This window comes from Pseudomonas sp. ATCC 43928 (genome assembly GCF_005938665.2).
Classification (GTDB): domain Bacteria; phylum Pseudomonadota; class Gammaproteobacteria; order Pseudomonadales; family Pseudomonadaceae; genus Aquipseudomonas.
This window is the reverse complement of record NZ_CP041753.1, coordinates 1,396,163-1,414,524: the sequence shown is the minus strand read 5'-3', so window position 1 is coordinate 1,414,524 and position 18,362 is coordinate 1,396,163. Positions and strand designations below refer to the sequence as shown.

The 18,362-nt window shown below is 60.3% G+C and carries 19 protein-coding genes; 4 read left to right on the top strand and 15 right to left on the bottom strand.

Features of this window, described 5'->3' with window-relative positions; translation table 11 throughout:
• Positions 1-64: 64 nt before the first annotated feature.
• Positions 65-847 (bottom strand): class I SAM-dependent methyltransferase, encoded by a 783-nt coding sequence (locus FFH90_RS06375; RefSeq protein ID WP_138866868.1) that lies wholly within the window; start codon positions 845-847, stop codon positions 65-67.
• 93 nt (positions 848-940) lie between these two features.
• On the opposite strand from FFH90_RS06375, the gene FFH90_RS06370 reads away from it, so the two are divergent.
• On the top strand, positions 941-1,561 hold the full coding sequence (locus FFH90_RS06370) for a hypothetical protein (RefSeq protein WP_019581603.1): 621 nt from the start codon (positions 941-943) through the stop codon (positions 1,559-1,561).
• Between the two features lie 35 nt (positions 1,562-1,596).
• Here the strand turns inward: FFH90_RS06370 and FFH90_RS06365 are convergent, their stop codons facing one another.
• The 6 genes from FFH90_RS06365 to ppc form a co-directional block, all read right to left on the bottom strand.
• Positions 1,597-2,418, bottom strand: a complete 822-nt coding sequence (locus FFH90_RS06365; protein WP_138866867.1) for an oxaloacetate decarboxylase — start codon at positions 2,416-2,418, stop codon at positions 1,597-1,599.
• 31 nt (positions 2,419-2,449) lie between these two features.
• The gene (locus tag FFH90_RS06360) at positions 2,450-3,310 is read right to left on the bottom strand and encodes a DUF72 domain-containing protein (RefSeq protein ID WP_138867658.1); all 861 of its coding nucleotides are present in this window, start codon (positions 3,308-3,310) and stop codon (positions 2,450-2,452) included.
• Positions 3,307-3,612 (bottom strand): hypothetical protein, encoded by a 306-nt coding sequence (locus FFH90_RS06355; RefSeq protein ID WP_007940187.1) that lies wholly within the window; start codon positions 3,610-3,612, stop codon positions 3,307-3,309. Before FFH90_RS06355 ends, FFH90_RS06360 begins: the two co-directional genes overlap by 4 nt.
• Positions 3,613-3,890: 278 nt before the next feature.
• A complete protein-coding gene (tsaB, locus tag FFH90_RS06350) occupies positions 3,891-4,565 on the bottom strand; it encodes a tRNA (adenosine(37)-N6)-threonylcarbamoyltransferase complex dimerization subunit type 1 TsaB (RefSeq protein WP_138866866.1) in 675 nt (224 codons plus the stop codon).
• 93 nt (positions 4,566-4,658) lie between these two features.
• Entirely contained in the window at positions 4,659-5,306 is a 648-nt protein-coding gene (gene adk / locus FFH90_RS06345; RefSeq protein WP_018926674.1) for an adenylate kinase, read from the bottom strand.
• 303 nt (positions 5,307-5,609) lie between these two features.
• On the bottom strand, positions 5,610-8,240 hold the full coding sequence (gene ppc, locus FFH90_RS06340) for a phosphoenolpyruvate carboxylase (RefSeq protein ID WP_138866865.1): 2,631 nt from the start codon (positions 8,238-8,240) through the stop codon (positions 5,610-5,612).
• Positions 8,241-8,442: 202 nt separating this feature from the next.
• On the opposite strand from ppc, the gene FFH90_RS06335 reads away from it, so the two are divergent.
• The 3 genes from FFH90_RS06335 (at position 8,443) to FFH90_RS06325 (ending at position 10,317) form a co-directional block, all read left to right on the top strand.
• The gene (locus tag FFH90_RS06335; protein WP_018926676.1) at positions 8,443-8,787 is read left to right on the top strand and encodes a hypothetical protein; all 345 of its coding nucleotides are present in this window, start codon (positions 8,443-8,445) and stop codon (positions 8,785-8,787) included.
• A 286-nt stretch (positions 8,788-9,073) separates the two neighbouring features.
• Entirely contained in the window at positions 9,074-9,472 is a 399-nt protein-coding gene (locus FFH90_RS06330; protein ID WP_018926677.1) for a DUF4398 domain-containing protein, read from the top strand.
• Between the two features lie 56 nt (positions 9,473-9,528).
• Positions 9,529-10,317, top strand: a complete 789-nt coding sequence (locus FFH90_RS06325) for an OmpA family protein (RefSeq protein WP_111455324.1) — start codon at positions 9,529-9,531, stop codon at positions 10,315-10,317.
• Positions 10,318-10,440: 123 nt separating this feature from the next.
• Here FFH90_RS06325 and FFH90_RS06320 read toward each other — a convergent pair whose 3' ends face one another.
• The 8 genes from FFH90_RS06320 to FFH90_RS06285 form a co-directional block, all read right to left on the bottom strand.
• Positions 10,441-10,770 (bottom strand): hypothetical protein, encoded by a 330-nt coding sequence (locus FFH90_RS06320; protein WP_007940182.1) that lies wholly within the window; start codon positions 10,768-10,770, stop codon positions 10,441-10,443.
• On the bottom strand, positions 10,767-11,681 hold the full coding sequence (locus FFH90_RS06315) for an alpha/beta hydrolase (RefSeq protein ID WP_007940179.1): 915 nt from the start codon (positions 11,679-11,681) through the stop codon (positions 10,767-10,769). Before FFH90_RS06315 ends, FFH90_RS06320 begins: the two co-directional genes overlap by 4 nt.
• A gap of 130 nt (positions 11,682-11,811) precedes the next feature.
• A complete protein-coding gene (locus FFH90_RS06310) occupies positions 11,812-13,062 on the bottom strand; it encodes a flavohemoglobin expression-modulating QEGLA motif protein (RefSeq protein WP_172901247.1) in 1,251 nt (416 codons plus the stop codon).
• A 63-nt stretch (positions 13,063-13,125) separates the two neighbouring features.
• The gene (locus tag FFH90_RS06305) at positions 13,126-13,680 is read right to left on the bottom strand and encodes a hypothetical protein (protein ID WP_064616250.1); all 555 of its coding nucleotides are present in this window, start codon (positions 13,678-13,680) and stop codon (positions 13,126-13,128) included.
• 70 nt (positions 13,681-13,750) lie between these two features.
• Complete coding sequence (locus tag FFH90_RS06300) at positions 13,751-14,455, bottom strand: TetR/AcrR family transcriptional regulator (RefSeq protein ID WP_138867657.1); 705 nt, start codon at positions 14,453-14,455, stop codon at positions 13,751-13,753.
• 114 nt (positions 14,456-14,569) lie between these two features.
• Positions 14,570-16,072, bottom strand: a complete 1,503-nt coding sequence (lysS, locus tag FFH90_RS06295) for a lysine--tRNA ligase (protein ID WP_018926680.1) — start codon at positions 16,070-16,072, stop codon at positions 14,570-14,572.
• Between the two features lie 68 nt (positions 16,073-16,140).
• Positions 16,141-17,236 (bottom strand): peptide chain release factor 2 gene (gene prfB, locus FFH90_RS06290; protein WP_096481021.1). Its coding sequence is split into 2 segments (ribosomal slippage): positions 16,141-17,163 and positions 17,165-17,236, totalling 1,095 coding nucleotides; the frame shifts between segments, so codons are not numbered across the junction.
• Positions 17,237-17,342: 106 nt separating this feature from the next.
• A complete protein-coding gene (locus FFH90_RS06285) occupies positions 17,343-18,344 on the bottom strand; it encodes a PleD family two-component system response regulator (RefSeq protein WP_018926681.1) in 1,002 nt (333 codons plus the stop codon).
• Positions 18,345-18,362 lie beyond the last annotated feature (18 nt).

Genomic DNA, 18,362 nt, shown 5'->3' with positions numbered 1-18,362 from the left:
TAGATATTTGGCGTGATGATCGTTCCCACGCTGCGTGGGAACGATCAGTGAAGGCGACTCGATCTTAAGGCTTGAGCGCTTTCTTCGGATAAATGTCATATCGGCTGGACTTGCCGTCCAGCGCATGGCTCGGCTTCGGCCCATCGATGCACGGCGCCTTGCGCGGGCGTTTGACCACCACCCGGTGGCTGGCCAGGGCCAAGGCCGCTGCGAGCAGGGCCGGCGCATCCGGATCATCGCCGACCAGCGGCCGGAACAGGCGCATTTCCTTCTTCACCAACGCGGTTTTCTCTCGATGGGGAAACATCGGGTCGAGGTAGATCACCTGCGGCGGCTCGCCTTCCCAGTTGCGCATCACCTCGATCGAATTGCCCTTGAGCAAACGCATACGCGCCACGATCGGCGCTACGTCGAAATCTTCCGCGCCGCGTGCCAGACCATCTTCAAGCAAGGCGCCGATCAGCGGCTGGCGCTCGATCAGGCTCATCTCGCAGCCCAGGCTGGCCAGCACGAACGCGTCCTTGCCCAGCCCGGCCGTGGCGTCCAGCACCCGTGGCCGCACGCCTTGGGTGATGCCGACCGCCTTGGCGATCATCTGACCGCTGCCGCCGCCGTACAACCGACGATGGGCCGCGCCACCCTCGACGAAGTCGACCCGCACCGGCCCCGGTGCATCCGGCCCCAGTTGTTGCAGTTGCAAACCCTGCTCGCCCACCTGCAGGGCAAACTCGCCGTCATCCACCTGCAACGGCAAACCCAGGCGCTCGGCCCATTGCTCGGCCTGTGGCTGGAACGTCGCGCCCAAGGCTTCGACATGGATGCGGCAGGCCGCAGGTTGCTCAATCATGGGAAAACACGCTCAAAAAATTAATGATCGGCAAAAACGGCCGATAACCAAACTATCGAGCATTTTGCCAGAGCTGAGCGTCGACCGAGAAAAATGTCAGGCATTCAACGCACATCGATAGGTTACATCTCGCCCCACGGCGATTTTGGCCTGCGAAATTCCCAAGCACTGAGCGGCGTCAGTCACCTGTGGCAGGATTTTTTTGCCCAGGCCCTGGCCGATCAGTCGGGCGATGTGGTGCCGGCGTCACTCAACTTTCCGCCGGTCGATCTCGACAGCCCGGTCGAACCGACCGTCGGCAGCGAGCTGCTGGCGCACATCATTTCCCAGCGCGAATGTGATGTGAAAGAAACCGAAGTCCGTCCGCCGGAGCCATTGTTCCTGCCAATTGCCGAGTTCGAAATGGACCTGGCCGATAAACCGTTCCCACCGTTCCCGCCGGAAGAAATCGTCGCGCAACAGAAACAGCAGGACTTCGAAAGCGGCTGGGTTCGCCCGATCGTGCTCACCGCCGGTCAACCGCTGCCCGAGCCTGGTGCCGCGCCGCAACCGCGTCCGCTGCACTTGCCAATCGCCGAGTTTGAACTCGACCTGCTGGACAAGCCATTCCCGCCGTTCTCACCGCAAGAGTTGGTGGAACAACAGAAACAACTCGATTTCGATAACGGCTGGGCGCGCCCGATCGTTCTGCAAAACCTGCGCATCGCCGCATAACCCCTCAGCGGCCCAGCCATCACGGCCCGACCTCGTCAGCCTTTGAAGAATTGATTGGCCTTCTGGAACGGCATCGACCGGGAAGTGAAGCCGAAAGTCCCGTGCTGCTGGATTTCCTCGGCCGCGCGCAAGAACTCGCCATACGCTGCCAAAGCCAGGGCCGAACCGACGCTGATGCGCTTGACGCCCATTTCGCTCAACTGCGCAACCGTCAGCTTGAGCCCGCCGGACATCAACACATTCACCGGTTTCGGTGCCACGGCGCGAACCACCGCCAAGACCTCTTCGGCATTGCGCAGGCCTGGGGCGTAAAGCACGTCCGCGCCGGCCTCGGCGAATACCCGCAAACGGCGAATGGTGTCGTCGAGGTCAGGATTGCCGTGCAAATAGTTCTCGGCACGCGCCGTCAACGTGAAGGGGAAAGGCAAACTGCGCGCTGCTGCGACAGCGGCTTCGATACGCGCCACGGCATGCTCGAAGCAGTAGATCGGACCGTCTTCACGCCCGGTGGCATCCTCGATCGAACCGCCTACGGCACCGGCCTGAGCGGCCCGCAGAATACTTTGGGCGCACTCGGCAGGAGCGTCGGCAAAGCCGTTTTCGAGATCCACCGCGACCGGCAAATCAGTGGCAGCGACAATCGCCTCAACGTTTGCCAGGGTATCGTCGAGCGTCAGCCCACCATCAGGACGGCCCCGGGAAAAGGCATAACCGGCGCTGGTGGTTGCCAGTGCCTCGAAGCCCAGGCTGGCAAGCATTTTCGCTGAGCCGGCGTCCCAGGGGTTGGGAATGACAAAGGCGCCCTCGCGTTCGTGCAGTGCTTTGAACGCCTGGGCTCGAAGGGTTTGCGCATCCATTGGCAGACTCCTGAAAAAGGGAAAACCCGCTTCAGAGCAAACCAAGTTGCTCGGCGGCGGGTTCTCTGTATAGCTCAGGCAGCGGCGGCAAGCCAGGCAAACGCTGCATCAGTTGTGCGTGAAAACGTTGGGCCAGTTTCGCCGCCAGCAGGTTATCGGCGGTGTGCAGAAAGATATACGGCGTGCGGCCCTCTTCGATCCAGACGGCGATTTTCTCGACCCATGGCACCAGGAACGGATCGTTGGCTTCAAGCTCCGGATGGCCGATGAAACGCACCTGCGGAAACTGAGTGAACGCCGCGGGGCGAGGCGGCACCCTGGGCTTTTTTGATTGGGCGTGGAGTACCGAAGGGTCGGTCGAGGTGCAGCTGAACAGCGCTCGCGGATCGAGGCAGATGCGCTCGACGCCACGATCCAGCAGCAGACGATTGAGCATTCGCTCGGCATCGCCCTTGGCAAAGAACTCGTCATGCCGCACTTCGACCGCCAAGGGCCGGTCCACCGCATCAATAAAACCGGCCAGCTCCGACAGTCGTTGCGGGGTAAAGCTTTTGGACAATTGCAGCCACAATGGCGAAACCCGCTCCCCCAGAGGGCTGAGCAATTGCAGGAACGTTTCTGTGGCGGTCAATTGTTCGCGCAGGTCACCGCTGTGGCTGATGTCGCCGGGAAACTTGGCGGTGAAGCGAAAGTGTTCGGGCATGGTCTCGGCCCAGCGCTGCACGGTGGCGGCAGCCGGGCTCGCGTAGAAGGTCGTATTGCCTTCCACGGCGTTGAACACTTGAGAATAAAGATCAAGAAACTCGGCGGGCCTGGCGTCCTGTGGATACAAGTAGTCGCGCCAGGCGTTTTCGCTCCAGGACGGGCAGCCGAGGTAATAAGGCAGCATCAGATGTACAGGTCGAGACCCAGCACATCCGCATCCCAATCGACAAAAGTGGCCGTGCTCAGGTAACTGGCCAGTGCCATCGCCACGCTTTTGCTCATGGCGCGGTGATAAATCATGTCTTGTTGACGCGCGGGAAGATTGCTCAGGCGTTGCGCGGAGGCTTTGGCGGCGCGGGCGGCCAATTGCTCTTCGGTAGGGAATTCCAGCTCGCCGTCGATATCGACGGAGTCATCCTCAGACACATGGCCTTTACGAGGCTTGCGCTTGATTGGGTAGGACTGGGAGGAAACGCCGTCTATACGCATAAGTGCATGCTCGGTATCGATGATGGCAGTTTAGTGGCGCATTACCCACTTCGCAAACCGCCGAGTGATAACTAGAACACAGAAAAGCGAAAAGGTTTAAAAGCGGCGGGCAGAAACTGATGATTAGCTGCGGTTGGAACACTTTGTGGCGAGGGAGCTTGCTCCCGCTGGGCTGCGAAGCTGCCCCCCACGCGCAGTCAGATACATCGCGCCGTCAGGTTCTACGGCTGCTCCGCAGCCGAACGGGAGCAAGCTCCCTCGCCACAGGACAACCGGGATCAACGCGCTTTCGGCGTCGCGACTTTATCGCGCAGATACACCGGCTGCGCCTGATCGGCCACGATCGCTTCACCGCGTTCCCAGGCGAAACGCGCCAGGGTCAGCAGATCCTCGGCGTGGGGCAGCATGCTCGCGTCCTGGCCGCTCAGGTTCACTGCAATACGCTCGGCATAACCCCAACCGGTGCCCACGCCGAACCACTCGCCGCTGGCATCGACCGGCAACGCGGCGGCTTCCGGTGGCAATACCGCTTCGTTGCCCACCAGCCGCATCTCCCCCGCCGTTTCGCGGTAGCAGCCCCAATACACCTCATCCATACGCGCATCGATGGCTGCCGCGACCTGGCTGACGCCGTGTTCGCGATAAGCCCGCTGGGCGAGCACCGCGAGGTTGGAGACCGGCAACACCGGACGGTCCAGCGCAAACGCCAGCCCTTGCACCACGCCAATGGCGATCCGCACACCGGTAAACGCGCCCGGCCCACGACCGAACGCAATGGCGTCGACCGCTTGCAGCGTGGTCCCGGCATCGGCCAGCAGTTGCTGAATCATCGGCAACAGCTTCTGCGCATGCAGGCGCGGGATCACCTCGTAATGGCTCGTGACCTTGCCGTCATGCAGCAAGGCAACGGAGCAAGCTTCAGTCGCGGTGTCCAGGGCCAGCAAGGTGCTCATCGATGTATCCGTAAGAGAGATCAGAAAAAGTGCGCCAGTATAAACAACTACGGCCCGCAAGCGGGCCGTAGAAGATGAAGCCGATCAGACTTTTCAGCTCAGTGCTTCAAGCACCTTGCCGGTAATCGTCTCAACCGAGCCAACACCAGGAATATGGCTGTACTTCGGCTTGCCCTGAGCAGCGGCCAGGCCTTGGTAGAACTCCACCAGAGGTTTGGTCTGGGAGTGGTAGACCGACAGGCGATGACGCACGGTTTCTTCGGTGTCGTCCTTGCGCTGCACCAGCTCTTCACCGGTGATGTCGTCTTTACCGGCGATTTTCGGCGGGTTGTACACGGTGTGGTACACGCGGCCGCTGGCCTCGTGAACGCGACGACCGGCGATACGCTGAACGATCTCTTCGTCATCGACGGCGATTTCGACCACGTTGTCCAGTTCCACGCCAGCTTCTACCAACGCTTCAGCTTGCGGAATGGTGCGCGGGAAACCGTCGAACAGGAAACCGTTGGCACAGTCAGGCTGCGCGATACGGTCCTTGACCAAAGCGATAATCAGATCGTCGGAGACCAGACCACCGGCATCCATGATGCTTTTGGCTTTGATGCCCAGCTCGGTGCCGGCTTTTACAGCAGCACGCAGCATGTCACCGGTAGAGATTTGCGGAATGCCGAACTTTTCGGTGATGAACTTAGCCTGAGTACCTTTACCGGCCCCGGGAGCTCCCAGCAGAATGACGCGCATTAGATGTGCTCCTCAATTTTTTATTTAGAATTACTTAAACAAAACAAAGGATTCGCCTCGTAGGGCCAATCTCAAAAAATAGGGTCGTGACCGCCCAAACGGCCAAAGGCTGATCAAGATACACAGCAGGCCCTGCCCACACAAGCCGCCGAAAGTCGGAGAAACCTGCGCAGGACGTGCCCTTTCGAAGGGGTACCCCAAGTCGCAACCCCGTCATTAACTGTCGCCTGACAGACCTTCTCAACCGCTCGCCGACAGGCACTCGACGCTCGCGCCAGGTGCCTGTTCCCTATGACGAAAACCTTAGCCGGTATTTCGCAAACCGGCGGCAATCCCCGCCACAGACACCAGCAACGCCTGTTCTACCGGGCTGCCCTGCGCTTCATCCTGCTGCCGCGAACGGGCCAACAGTTCGGCCTGCAATAGATGCAGCGGGTCGAGGTAGGTGTTGCGCAGGCGGATGAATTCAAGGGTGTCTGGGCTATGTGCCAGTAGCTGGGACTGACCCGTCAGCCCCAGGACCACCGCACAGGCCTGCGACAATAGGTCGCGTAAATGCGCACCCAAAGGGAGCAGATCCGGCTCGACCAGACGCTCGTCGTAAGACTGGGCGATATCGGCGTCGGCCTTGGCCAGCACCATTTCCAGCATATCGATGCGGGTGCGGAAGAACGGCCATTGCTCGCGCATCTGCCCCAGCAGCTCCCCTTCGCCGCGCTCCAGCGCCTTGCTCAGCGCCGTTTCCCAGCCGAGCCAGGCCGGCAACATCAGGCGCGTCTGGGTCCAGCCGAAAATCCACGGAATGGCGCGCAGGCTTTCGATGCCGCCGGCGCGGCGCTTGGCCGGGCGGCTGCCCAACGGTAAGCGCCCCAACTCCTGCTCCGGGGTGGACTGGCGGAAATACTCGACGAACTGCGGATTTTCCCGCACCACGGCGCGGTAAGCCTTGACCCCATCGGCGGCCAGTTCGTCCATCAAATGGCGCCAGGCAGGCGTAGGAGGTGGTGGCGGCAGCAAGGTCGCTTCCAGCACCGCCGCCAGGTACAGATTGAGGTTTTGCTCGGCGATGACCGGCAGGCCGAATTTGAAACGAATCATTTCCCCCTGCTCGGTGGTGCGGAAACGCCCTGCCACCGACCCCGGCGGCTGCGACAGAATCGCCGCGTGCGCCGGGCCACCACCTCGGCCCACGGTGCCGCCACGGCCGTGGAACAACAGCAGCTCCACTTGTTGCTCCCGGCAAATATCCACCAGACGCTCCTGCGCCCGATACTGCGCCCAGGCCGCCGCCGTAGTGCCGGCGTCCTTGGCCGAGTCGGAATAACCGATCATCACTTCCTGCGGCCCTTGCAGGCGCGAGCGATAACCCGGCAGCAACAACAGTTTTTCGATCACCGGGCCGGCGTTATCGAGGTCGGCGAGGGTTTCGAACAGCGGCACCACACGCATCGGCCGCAATACGCCGGATTCCTTGAGCAGCAACTGCACGGCCAGCACGTCGGAAGCAGCGCCAGCCATGGAAATCACATACGAGCCGAGGGAAGCCCCCGGAGCGGCAGCGATTTCCCGGCACGTCGCCAGCACTTCGGCGGTGTCGGCAGACGGCTTGAAGTAGGCCGGCAGCAACGGCCGGCGATTGTTCAGTTCGCGCATCAGGAAGGCGATGCGCTCCTCTTCGTTCCAGTCCTCATAACGACCCAGGCCGAGGTAATCGGTGATTTCGGTCATGGCTGCGGTGTGGCGCGAGGAGTCCTGTCGCACATCGAGGCGCACCAGAAACAGCCCGAACGTCACCGCTCGGCGCAGGCAGTCGAGCAACGGGCCATCGGCGATAACGCCCATGCCGCATTCATGCAGCGAGTGGTAACACAGCTCCAACGGGTCCAGCAGGTCGCGGTTGTTTTGCAGCACATCGGCGGACGCCGGCGTGGTGGCCGTCAGGGAGGCCTGGGCCCAATTACGGGTTGCGCGCAGGCGCTCACGCAGCTGTTTGAGTACCGCGCGGTAAGGCTCGGCGCTGTCGCCAGCCTTGGCTTTCAGGGCGTCGCTGGCCTGTTGCATCGACAATTCGGCGGCGAGGTGATCGACATCGCGCACATACAAATCGGCAGCCATCCAGCGAGCCAGCAACAATACTTCGCGGGTCACGGCGGCGGTGACGTTGGGGTTACCGTCGCGGTCGCCGCCCATCCACGAGGCGAAGCGAATCGGCGCGGCCTCCAGCGGCAGGTGCAGGCCGGTGGCGGCATGCAGGGCCTGGTCGGCCTTGCGCAAATAGTTGGGAATCGCCTGCCACAGCGAATGCTCGATCACCGCAAAGCCCCACTTGGCTTCGTCTACAGGTGTCGGGCGGGTGCGGCGGATTTCTTCGGTGTGCCAGGCTTCGGCGATCAGGCGCTGCAAGGTGGTCTTGATCTGCTCGCGCTCGGCGCTGGTCAGGTCGCGATGATCCAGGGCCGCCAGTTGCGCGGCGATCGCGTCGTATTTCTGGATCAGTGTGCGTCGCGCCACTTCGGTGGGGTGCGCCGTCAATACCAGCTCGATGTCCACCCGCCCCAATTGCCGGGCCAAGGATTCGGCGTCATGCCCCGCAGCCAACAGGCGAGTGAGCAGCTCCGGCAACACCCGGGCCTCGAACGGCGCGGGTTGTGACTCTTCGCGGCGGTGAATCAGCTGATATTGCTCGGCGATATTGGCCAGGTTGAGGAACTGGTTGAACGCCCGCGCCACCGGCAGCAATTCGTCCTCGCTCAACTGGTTGAGGCTGGCGCTGAGTTCGGCATCCATCGAACCGCGACGGTCGGCCTTGGCGCCTTTGCGGATTTGCTCGATCTTGTCGATAAAGCCATCCCCGTACTGCTCGCGAATGGTGTTGCCCAATAGCTCACCCAACAGGTGAACGTCCTCGCGCAAGCGTGCATCAATATCGGTCATCAGCAGTTCTCCAGCGAAAATCCGGGCGGCTATGCTTTGATAATAGAGAGTGCCGTTGTAAAGCGGTTCTTACAAGTAAACCAGGGACTGCAAACCCCGAACGTTGCAGCTAGGCTCAACACCAAGCCGTACAACGGCTTACCACCGGCCACCGCCGGACACTCACCCGGCCTGCCATGAGCAGGTGCGTAATGAGGTCATTATGAAAATCCGCGAGCTCGCCAAGCACTGGGAAGAAAACGCCAAGGGTCGCCTGACCGACACTGGCTATACGATTCGTCTGGACGTGGAAGCCGCCGCACGGCTGGCGGCGATTATCGATATGTACCCCAAGCGGCACCCTGAAGAACTGCTCGGAGAATTGATCGGCGCCGCCCTGGAAGAGCTCGAAGCGAGCTTTCCGTATGTGAAAGGGTCAACGGTGGTCGCCACCGATGAAGAAGGCGATCCGCTGTACGAAGACGTCGGTCCAACCCCGCGTTTTCTCGCCTTGTCCCGTCGTCACTTGCACGATTTGTCGACCGAAAACGACAAGCCAAAACACTGATTTGCGCGTCTTGCTCCCCTTCCAGAAATACGTATTTCCTGGCCCGTGCAGGGCCGGGAATACCCCTGCGTACGACTAAAGTTCCCGATTTAGAGCCTTGTCCGTCAGGTCAAAGTTTTTTCGGGCGAAAGGCCATTTTCTCTGAACTTTTAAAAAACGCCTCGGGTCAACCCAGTAACCACGCCTGGGACGGCCGTTTCAAAATGCTCTGGAAATCGAAGGTTGCGGCTCCTTGCCCAGGATGGATTCAGATGTATTTCAGGAGTTATCCAACGGAGTTGAAACCATGAAGACCAGCACTGCTTCATCCTCGTCCACCCACCTGCGCGGTCTCAAACTGGCGGCCCTGGCCATCGGCAGCAGTTTGGTTCTGGCCGGATGCGCCGGCAACCCGCCCACCGAGCAATACGCCGTGACTCAATCGACCGTGAACAGTGCCGTCAGCGCCGGAGGCACCGAATTCGCCGCGGTGGAAATGAAGTCCGCTCAGGACAAGCTCAAACAAGCCGAAATCGCCATGCACGACAAAAAGTATGACGAAGCCAAAATGCTCGCCGAACAGGCCGAGTGGGACGCCCGAGTGGCAGAACGCAAAGCCCAGGCGATGAAAGCCGAACAGGCTGTAAAGGACTCACAGAAAGGTGTTCAGGAACTGCGTCAGGAAAGTCAGCGCACCGTGCAGTGAGCGCGCATCCCGATTTTCAGGCCTGACACTTTTATCGATAGAAAGGACGAACCACCATGCGCAAACAACTGATGATACCCGCCCTCCTGGCCGCAAGCATTGCACTGGCTGCCTGCTCCACACCGCCCAACACCAACCTGGAGCAAGCCCGCACCAACTACGCCGGCCTGCAAGCCAACCCGCAAGCCAGCAAAGTCGCGGCACTGGAAACCAAAGACGCCAGCGATTACCTGGACAAGGCCGACAAGGCTTATCAGGACAAGGAAGACCAGAACAAGGTCGACCAACTGGCTTACCTGACCAACCAGCGCGTTGAAGTGGCCAAGCAGACCATCGCCCTGCGCACCGCGGAAAACAACCTGAAAAACGCCGCGGCTCAGCGAGCCCAGGCGCGTCTGGATGCCCGCGACCAGCAGATCAAACAATTGCAGGCCAGCCTCAACGCCAAACAGACCGATCGCGGCACGCTGGTAACGTTCGGTGACGTGCTGTTCGCCACCAACAAGGCCGACCTGAAACCCAGCGGCTTGGTGAACATCAACAAACTGGCGCAGTTCCTTCAGGAAAACCCCGACCGTAAAGTGATTGTCGAAGGCTACACCGACAGCACCGGCGCGGCGTCGTACAACCAGTCGCTGTCCGAGCGGCGCGCGACCTCGGTGCAAGTGGCCCTGATCAAGATGGGTGTCGACCCGGCGCGCATCGTGGTCCAGGGTTATGGCAAGGAATACCCGGTGGCCGAAAACACCAGCGTCTCCGGCCGTGCGATGAACCGTCGGGTGGAAGTGACCATTTCCAACGACAACCAGCCGGTGATACCGCGTTCGGCTATCAGCTCGAATTAAGTGAACCACGCTGCCATGTAACGTCTGTAGGAGCGAGGCTTGCCCGCGAAGAACGATGACTCGGTGTATCTATTAGACCGCGTCATCGTTCTTCGCGGGCAAGCCTCGCTCCTACGGGATGTTTTATTGTTCGAGTTTTTGCGGGGTTTCCTGGCCCATGCAGCGCACGGCTTTTTTCTTGTTGTTGACCAGTACGCCGGTCAGGCCTTTCTGTTCGGTATCAAACATCACCAGTACGCCATCAATGCACTGCGCCACTTGCGCGGCCGGTTCCAGGGAGATTTTATAGTCTTCGCCCGGCACGGTCTTGAGCATGGTGAAGTCGCTGAGCAGCAACGCATCCTCGGGTTTGGCGAAGTGCAGGTAGCCGTACCACCACAGGGCCCCGACGGTGCCGAGGATGCTGCAAATACCGGTGATGATCAGCGGGATGGCGTTACGTTCTTCACTCATTGCGGACTCTCTGGTGGTTCATCTTCAGAATTCGGGGGTGCCGGGTAATTCGGAATTTCACCCAGGCGGCGCAGGCCGTTGAAATGCTGCGGGTCTTCGAGGTAACGCAGCATGACTTTTCGCCAGACCGGGTCGGCGAAGGTTTGCACATGACCGCCCCGGGTCAGTTGCAGCACTCGCGGCGGCGGCGCAGCTTGATACAGTCGGATGCCGTTGGAAAGGGGCACCAGCTGATCATCGATACTGTGATAGATCAGTTTCGGTACACCATTGAGCTGCGTCATGGAACGGATCGCGCTATCGCCATCCGGCACCAGCCAGGACAACGGCACCTGGAACGGCCAGGTCATCCAGGAGGTGCTGAGGGCGAAACGCCCGACATCGCGGTAGCTGGCAGGCACGCCATCGAGCACGAAAGCCTTGAGTTGCCGCTGGCGCTCGGGATGCTGGGCCAGGTAATGCACGGCCATCGAACCGCCAAGGCTCTGACCGAGAAGGATCAACGGCTTGCCCTTGACCTCCGGCGCCTGGTCGAGCCATGTGAAGGCGGCGTCGATGTCCTGATAAATCTCCGGCAACGCCGGCTTACCTTCGGACAATCCGTACCCGCGATAGTCCACCAGCAACACCTGATAGCCCTGCTTTGGCAACCACCAGCTCGCACCCAGATGCCACGCCAGGTTGCCGCCGTTACCGTGCAGATGCAGCACAGTGCCTTTGACTTCGACGCCTTTTTTCGCCGGCAGCCACCAGCCATGCAGCTTGAGGCCGTCGGCAGTGGTCAGGGTAACGTCGCGATAGTCGAGCTTGGCTTTTTCCGGGGTGAATGGCTGGCCGGGCTCTGGGTAGAACAGCAAAGAGCTGCAACCGCCGAGGGCCAGGAGCAGGCAGAAAATGCCGAGGATTCTCATCCGGTGAAGCCTCAATGTGGGTGATCGTTCCCATGCTCCGCGTGGGAGTGCATACCGTGACGCTCTGCGTCACAGTGGACGCGGAGCGTCCATGGCGGCATTCCCACGCAGAGCGTGGGAATGATCTGAATCAAAGGATATTGGAGTAATCCGCTTCGATCCGGTCCAGGCTCAGGTGGTTGAGGAAGTTGGAGAAGCACATCCACGCCGACAACGCGTTCATGTCGCGGAACTGCTCGGGCAGGTACTTGGGCGGCACCACCAGGCCTTCGTCCACCAATTGGCGCAAGGTCCGCATGTCCTCCAGCGTAGTCTTGCCGCAGAACAACAGCGGTATCTGCTCCAGCTTGCCTTTGCGCACGGCCAACTGAATGTAGTTGTAAATCATGATAAAGCCCTTGAGGTAGGACAAGTCTTTGGTAAATGGCAGACCATTCGGCACCGAGCCGCGGAACACCCGACTGGCATTGCCGTAGCTTTCGGCCATTTCAAAGCCCTGAGCCCGGAAGAACTCAAAGATCTGCAAGAAGTCCGCACCCTCCTCCACCATATGAATGGCGCGGGTGCGGTTGGTCAGTTTGCGCAAGCGGCTCGGGTAGGAGGCGAAGGTGATGATCTCCATCAGGATCGCCAGGCCCTCCTGAGTCACGGTGGACGACGGCGGGCCCTTGGACAGGAACGTACAGATCGGCTGATTCAGGCCGTTGAGGGTGGTGCCCACATGCACCAGCCCTTCATGGACTTCCAGCGCACGCACGTCGCGATTGTTGAACATCGCGTCGGTGCGGATCTTGATGTAGTCGGCGCCGGCCGCCGCGTCGGCGACGATCCCGTCGGACTCGAACACCCGGATGGTTTCCTCGTTTTCGCCAAACACCTTGTTCAACCGATGTTGCAGCAGGTCGACGGCTTCCTTGGCGGTGAGGACTTTCGGTTCGTCCTTGAGGTCGCCACGGCCGTCGATGTTGTTCAGGTAATCGGAGAGCATCAGCCCCAGGTCGGCCAGGGTCGGGTCGCCGGCGTGAAACGCATCGGACGCCGCGCCGTACAATTCCTGGGAAATCAGCCCGAAATCCTCGGTGCCGCGCGCTTCAAGCATGCGCACCACCATGCGGTATTCCTTGCACATGCGGCGCATGATCTGCCCGACCGGGTTGAACTGGCCGAGTTGCCGAGTGATGTCGCGCTCGATGTTCTGGAACTCCAGCTTCACTTTGCTGGAGTCGAACGACAGCGGTCGATTGAGGTAGTAGTCGCGGTCCACGGCCGGCATTTCCTTGCCCTTGCCCTTGAGGAACCCCTTGCGAATACTGTCATCCCACTTGACCGCATCCAGAATGCGAATCGGCGTCTGCGCCAGCACTATGCGATCGGACAACATGCGTATCGTCTGCTGGTATTCGTCCACCCGAGACTCCTGTAGTAAAGCTCTTACGTGCTGGGTTTATTTGGTTTTGGCCAGGCGCTGATAGCGTACCGCTTCGACGAAGACATCGGAATTGGCCGGGTCGTCGAGGTAGGCGAATACCTGATCCAGGCTGTTGTTGATCAACACCCCATCGCCATCTTCAGTCTGAAAGCCTTCGCCACTGAGGGCTTCTTGCCCCATGGCCTGCCTGATCTGCTCAAGGTCGAGGTTGTAGACCACCAGTTCGTGCTTATCGTTGAGCTCGAAACCGGCGATGGTGAAATGCCCGCCGAACTGCGCCGGCACCTTCGCCGACAGGTACCAGCGATTGCCATGGCGCGACACCGTGAAAGGATAGGCTTCGCGCTCATGGGGTTTGGCCTTGAAGTAGCTGACTGCCTGGTAGTGATTGTCGCCGACGCGTGTCAGTTCCAGGTTCATCGGCTCGCCCCAGGCATTGGTGCTGGCCCATTTGCCGAGCAACCCTTTGGGCGCGGACTCACTGGCGGGCAGCGACTCCTTGAAGGTCACCAGGCAGCCACTGAGCAGCAGGAACGACAAGGCGATCACCACGACACGCCAGGCTTTCATTCAACACTCCCTATCGACACACGATGCCCCCTACTGGCCACTCTCCCACAGGGTTGAGTCCCACAAGGGGTTACACCGACGCCAGTACCAGGTGCATGTAGCGGGTCAGGATGCCGAGCATTTCCTCTTCGGCAACAGGCTCGGCATCGTTGAGCAGGCCCTGATATTCCATCCGTCCGACAATCGCCGTCAACACTTTGGCATCTTGTTGTGGCTCGCGGGAACCCAATACTTCGAAAAGCTGGCAGGTGCCCTGCAAGAGAATTTGCTGATGGGAACGCACCAACAACGCCAGACGCGGGTTGAGCAACGCTTCCTGGCGGAAGGCTTGCTCGGCCATCAGGTGCTCGCGGCGATTGATCAGTTGCCGATGAACATAGTCAGCCATCAGCCGTGCGATATCGTCCGCCAGCTGTGAGCGCGACTCAGCGGAGCCATCACTGCTGACAACCATCTCGCGCAACAGGCCTTCGTTGCTGGCCCACAACCGGGCCATGTATGCCGCGCTGCGCTCCACGTATTGGGCGAAGGTATCGGTGAGCAGGTCATCGATGTCCTTGAAATAGTAAGTGGTGGCCGACAGCGGCACACAGGCCTCGGCTGCCACCGCACGGTGCCGCACGGCCCGCACGCCATCGCGCACGACAATGCGCATCGCCGCGTCGAGAATGTCCTGTCGACGCTGTTCGCTGCCCTGTCGGCTGGCCTTGCGGCCCTGGTACTGAACACTTTCAGCGACCGCAGTGGCGATATCCGCTGCACCTTCTGGAGCAATTGCACGATTCACGACAGGTATTCCTCTCTAACGTCAAAAGTAACCAATTGATACGTTTGTACCAGACAGGCAATAAAAAGCCGCCTGTTTTAGGCGGCTTTTTAATTGAAACATTTACGCTTGCGGGCGCATGTGCGGGAACAGGATCACGTCGCGAATCGACGGTGAGTTGGTCAGCAACATCACCAGACGGTCGATGCCGATCCCTTCACCGGCGGTCGGCGGCATGCCGTACTCCAGCGCACGAACGAAGTCGGCGTCGTAGTGCATGGCTTCATCGTCGCCAGCATCCTTGTCGGCCACCTGTGCCATGAAGCGCTCGGCCTGGTCTTCCGCGTCGTTCAACTCGGAGTAGGCGTTGGCGATTTCACGGCCGCCGATGAACAGTTCGAAACGGTCGGTGACGTTCGGGTTCTCGTCGTTACGACGGGCCAGCGGCGACACTTCGAACGGGTACTGGGTAATGAAGTGCGGCTGTTCCAGCTTGTGCTCGACCAGTTCTTCGAAAATCATCACCTGCAGTTTGCCCAGGCCTTCGAAGCCGAGCACCTTGGCGCCGGCCTTCTTGGCGATGGCGCGGGCCTTGTCGATGTCGTTCAGGTCGGCAGCGGTCAGTTCAGGGTTGTACTTGAGGATCGAGTCGAACACCGACAGGCGCACGAACGGCTCGCCGAAGTGGAACACCTTGTCGCCGTAAGGCACGTCGGTGCTGCCCAGAACCAGCTGCGCCAGTTCGCGGAACAGTTCCTCGGTCAGGTCCATGTTGTCTTCGTAGTCAGCGTGGGCCTGGTAGAACTCGAGCATGGTGAACTCGGGGTTGTGCCGGGTCGAAACGCCTTCGTTACGGAAGTTGCGGTTGATTTCGAAGACTTTTTCAAACCCGCCAACAACAAGCCGCTTGAGGTACAGCTCCGGCGCAATGCGCAAGAACATCTGCATGTCCAGCGCGTTGTGGTGAGTTTCGAACGGCTTGGCCGCCGCACCGCCCGGAATGGTTTGCAGCATCGGCGTTTCGACTTCCAGGAAGTCACGCTTCATCAGGAAGCTGCGGATGTGCGCAATCACTTGCGAACGCACGCGGAAGGTCTGGCGCACGTCTTCGTTGACGATCAGGTCGACGTAACGCTGGCGGTAGCGCTGCTCGGTGTCGGACAGGCCGTGGTGCTTGTCTGGCAGCGGGCGCAGGGATTTGGTCAGCAGGCGCACATTGGTCATTTCAACGTACAGGTCGCCCTTGCCGGAACGGGCCAGGGTGCCTTCGGCGGCAATGATGTCGCCCAGGTCCCAGGTTTTCACCGCGGCCAGGGTCTCTTCGGACAGGGTTTTACGGTTGACGTAAACCTGGATGCGCCCGGACATGTCCTGAATCACCATGAACGAGCCACGGTTGAGCATAAGACGACCGGCAACCTTGACCGGGATCGCAGCCTCTGCCAGCTCTTCCTTGGTCTTGTCCGCGTACTTCTTCTGCAAGTCTTCGCAGTAGGCGTCGCGGCGGAAGTCGTTGGGGAAGGCCTGGCCCTTGGCGCGCTCGGCAGCAAGCTTTTCCTTGCGCAGGGCGATCAGGGAGTTTTCTTCCTGTTGCAGGGCTTGCGGGTCGAGTTGTAGGTCGCTCATGTCTTTAAAAATTCCATCACAGATTCGTTGCCCCCAGCCTTCGGCTGGGGATCGCTGTAGGGCGTGCCTTACAGCCCTTGTTTCAAGCTCGCCACCAGGTATTCGTCGATGTCGCCGTCGAGCACCTTGTCGCAGTCGCTGCGTTCGATGTTGGTGCGCAGATCCTTGATCCGCGAGGCATCGAGCACGTACGAACGGATCTGGTGACCCCAGCCGATGTCCGACTTGGTGTCTTCCAGGGCCTGGGAGGCGGCATTGCGTTTCTGCACTTCCTGCTCGTACAAGCGCGCCCGCAACATTTTCATCGCGGTGTCTTTGTTGGCGTGCTGGGAGCGTTCGTTCTGGCAGCTGACCACGGTGTTGGTCGGTACGTGAGTAATCCGTACGGCCGAGTCGGTGGTGTTTACGTGCTGACCACCGGCACCGGAGGAGCGGTAGGTGTCGATGCGCAGGTCCGACGGGTTGATGTCGATTTCGATGTTGTCATCGATTTCCGGCGACACGAACACGGCCGAGAACGAGGTGTGACGACGGTTGCCGGAGTCGAACGGGCTCTTGCGCACCAGACGGTGCACGCCGATTTCGGTACGCAGCCAGCCAAAGGCGTATTCGCCCTTGATGTGCACGGTCGCGCCTTTGATACCGGCGACTTCACCGGCCGACAATTCCATGATGGTCGCGTCGAAACCGCGTTTATCCGCCCAGCGCAGGTACATGCGCAGCAGGATGTTGGCCCAGTCCTGGGCCTCGGTACCGCCGGAGCCGGCCTGGATGTCCAGATAGGCGTTGTTCTGGTCCATCTCGCCGCTGAACATGCGACGGAATTCGAGCTTCTCGAGGGCTTCGCGCAAGCGCTCCACTTCAAGGGCTACGTCGTCGACGGCGGCCTGGTCTTCTTCCTCGGCAGACATCAACAGCAGGTCCTTGGCATCGGCCAGACCGCTGGACATTTCATCGAGGGTTTCTACGATCTGGGCCAGCGCAGAGCGCTCGCGACCCAGGTTCTGAGCGTACTCAGGGTTGTTCCAGACACTCGGATCTTCAAGCTCGCGATTGACTTCGGTCAGACGCTCATGCTTTTGATCGTAGTCAAAGATACCCCCGAATAGTTTCGGAGCGCTCGGACAGGTCCTTGATACTGTTAAGGATCGGGTTGATTTCCATGGCGGGCAGCACTCGTTGGCGAACTTTTGAAAGCCGGCGAGTATAACGTAATCACGCTGTCAAGGCAGCCCGCCTGGCGGCTTTAGGGGCAAATGAACCTGCCGGTTCATTCTATTCCCACCTGATTGCGCCCATTGTTCTTCGCCAGGTACAGCCCCTTGTCCGCCGCCAAGATCAATTGCCGGCAGTCGCTGCCCGGCTGCGGGATCACGGTCGACAGGCCGATGCTGATGGTCAGGCACGAACCTTCGGTCGGGAAAACGTGCGGGATCTTCAATCCGACCACGGTCTGGCGCAGTTTTTCCGCCACCAGCCGCGCACCGCCCGGCGAGGTGTTGGGCAAGACCAGGACGAACTCTTCGCCGCCGTAACGGGCCGGCAGGTCCGATGGCCTGGCGCTGGCGTCGCGAATGGCCGTGGCGACTTTGCGCAGGGCTTCATCGCCTTCGAGGTGGCCAAAACTGTCGTTGTAGGACTTGAAATAGTCGACATCGATCATCAGCAACGACAATTGCGTCTGGTCACGCAACGAACGCCGCCACTCCAGTTCCAGGTATTCGTCGAAGTGCCGACGGTTCGACAGCCCGGTCAGGCCGTCGGAGTTCATCAAGCGTTGCAGCACCAGGTTGGTGTCGAGCAACTGTTGCTGGCTGACCCGCAACGCACGGTACGCCGCGTCACGCTGCAGCAGGGTCATGTAGGAGCGCGAGTGATAGCGGATGCGCGCCACCAGTTCGATGTTGTCCGGCAGCTTGACCAGGTAATCGTTGGCCCCGGCGGCAAACGCCGCGCTCTTGATCAGCGGGTCTTCCTTGGTCGACAGGACAATGATCGGAATGTCCTTGGTCGCCGGGTGATTACGGTATTCGCGCACCAGGCTCAGGCCGTCCAGGCCGGGCATGACCAGGTCCTGAAGGATCACCGTCGGCTTGATGCGGATCGCCTGGGCGATGGCCTGGTGCGGGTCGGCGCAGAAGTGGAAGTCGATGTTCTCTTCGTTCGACAGACCACGGCGCACCGCCTCGCCGATCATCGCCTGATCGTCCACCAACAACACCATGGCGGCGTTTTCGTCGGTTTTGAAGTCGTCGAGCTGTAATTCATTCATGTGCGGTCACCTGAGTAC

What these genes read in the sequence shown, in the direction of transcription:
- FFH90_RS06315 (WP_007940179.1), bottom strand. Translation starts at nt 11,681, where the DNA reads ATGAGAATCCTCGGCATTTTCTGCCTGCTCCTGGCCCTCGGCGGTTGC.
- lysS (WP_018926680.1), bottom strand. Translation starts at nt 16,072, where the DNA reads ATGAGCGACCTACAACTCGACCCGCAAGCCCTGCAACAGGAAGAAAAC.
- FFH90_RS06370 (WP_019581603.1), top strand. Translation starts at nt 941, where the DNA reads ATGTCAGGCATTCAACGCACATCGATAGGTTACATCTCGCCCCACGGC.
- FFH90_RS06325 (WP_111455324.1), top strand. Translation starts at nt 9,529, where the DNA reads ATGCGCAAACAACTGATGATACCCGCCCTCCTGGCCGCAAGCATTGCA.
- FFH90_RS06330 (WP_018926677.1), top strand. Translation starts at nt 9,074, where the DNA reads ATGAAGACCAGCACTGCTTCATCCTCGTCCACCCACCTGCGCGGTCTC.
- FFH90_RS06320 (WP_007940182.1), bottom strand. Translation starts at nt 10,770, where the DNA reads ATGAGTGAAGAACGTAACGCCATCCCGCTGATCATCACCGGTATTTGC.
- FFH90_RS06365 (WP_138866867.1), bottom strand. Translation starts at nt 2,418, where the DNA reads ATGGATGCGCAAACCCTTCGAGCCCAGGCGTTCAAAGCACTGCACGAA.
- ppc (WP_138866865.1), bottom strand. Translation starts at nt 8,240, where the DNA reads ATGACCGATATTGATGCACGCTTGCGCGAGGACGTTCACCTGTTGGGT.
- FFH90_RS06355 (WP_007940187.1), bottom strand. Translation starts at nt 3,612, where the DNA reads ATGCGTATAGACGGCGTTTCCTCCCAGTCCTACCCAATCAAGCGCAAG.
- FFH90_RS06375 (WP_138866868.1), bottom strand. Translation starts at nt 847, where the DNA reads ATGATTGAGCAACCTGCGGCCTGCCGCATCCATGTCGAAGCCTTGGGC.
- FFH90_RS06305 (WP_064616250.1), bottom strand. Translation starts at nt 13,680, where the DNA reads ATGAAAGCCTGGCGTGTCGTGGTGATCGCCTTGTCGTTCCTGCTGCTC.
- FFH90_RS06310 (WP_172901247.1), bottom strand. Translation starts at nt 13,062, where the DNA reads ATGTTGTCCGATCGCATAGTGCTGGCGCAGACGCCGATTCGCATTCTG.
- FFH90_RS06285 (WP_018926681.1), bottom strand. Translation starts at nt 18,344, where the DNA reads ATGAATGAATTACAGCTCGACGACTTCAAAACCGACGAAAACGCCGCC.
- FFH90_RS06335 (WP_018926676.1), top strand. Translation starts at nt 8,443, where the DNA reads ATGAAAATCCGCGAGCTCGCCAAGCACTGGGAAGAAAACGCCAAGGGT.
- adk (WP_018926674.1), bottom strand. Translation starts at nt 5,306, where the DNA reads ATGCGCGTCATTCTGCTGGGAGCTCCCGGGGCCGGTAAAGGTACTCAG.
- tsaB (WP_138866866.1), bottom strand. Translation starts at nt 4,565, where the DNA reads ATGAGCACCTTGCTGGCCCTGGACACCGCGACTGAAGCTTGCTCCGTT.